The 908-nt window shown below is 62.6% G+C and carries 1 protein-coding gene; it reads right to left on the reverse strand.

The window, feature by feature from the left end:
- A partial coding sequence (locus ACXJ5O_RS28430; RefSeq protein ID WP_457302831.1) for an ROK family protein occupies positions 1 to 908 on the reverse strand: 908 nt, incomplete at both ends.

A 908-nucleotide genomic window follows, 5' to 3' on the forward strand; every position in this document is an offset into this window, starting at 1 on the left:
GAGAATGATCGTTTGCGGATCGAAAATTGATTCGAGAATTTGCACGGTCCGGCGCAAGCGCTCGGCGACACTGTCCATCCACTGTTCCAGCTTGGGACCGCCGCGCAAGATGGCATCGGTGACCATGGCGAAAAGCTCCGGCTCGGATGGATCGAAATCGAGCAGTTTGCAAAGTGCCGCCATGGAGGCGTAATGCTCAAGGGGCTCGACGTCGGGACCGTCACCGGGCACAAGCGCAAGAATCATACCGATCTCGCCGGCGTTGGCATGCGCGCCGCCATAGAGTTCCCCGTTGAGGATCAAGCCCGCCCCGAGACCATAGCCGAAGTAGATGCAGATTGCATGGTCGAGCCCATGTGCCGCGCCAAGCAATCGTTCGGCAGTTGCTGCGGCTGCCGCGTCGTTCTGCAACGCAACTTCGAGCCCCGTTCCTTCAGCAATCCTGTCCATGAGCGGGAAGTTTTGCCATGCCGTCATCATCCAGGGGTCGTCGTAGAGCGTATTGATGCCGAATGGTCCTGGCATGGCAACTCCGAGACCGACGAGCCGCTTTTCGGCCTCTGGCGCCTGTGCCGCCAGCGCGTGGCGCGCCTTCCTGATCAGATCGAGAATAACCACAACGCCTTGCGCCGGCCCGCCGGGAGGCAGCTTGGCTTCCATCTGAACCAGAACATCGCCGACGAGGTTGACGATGACGGTGCGCGTCACGTGGCGGTCGATCTGCAGGCCGATGGCAAAGGCGCCTTCCGGCACGAGCTGATAGGGCGTAGCAGGCTGGCCTCTGCCCTTGCGCACGCTTGCCTGCGAGCGCACCAGAGCGTCGCGCGCCAGCTCCTCGATGATGTTGGAAACAGCCTGCGGGGTCAGTCCGGTGGCGCGCGCAAGGTCGGCCCGCGACAGCGCACCAT

This window comes from Phyllobacterium sp. P5_D12, assembly GCF_054049495.1.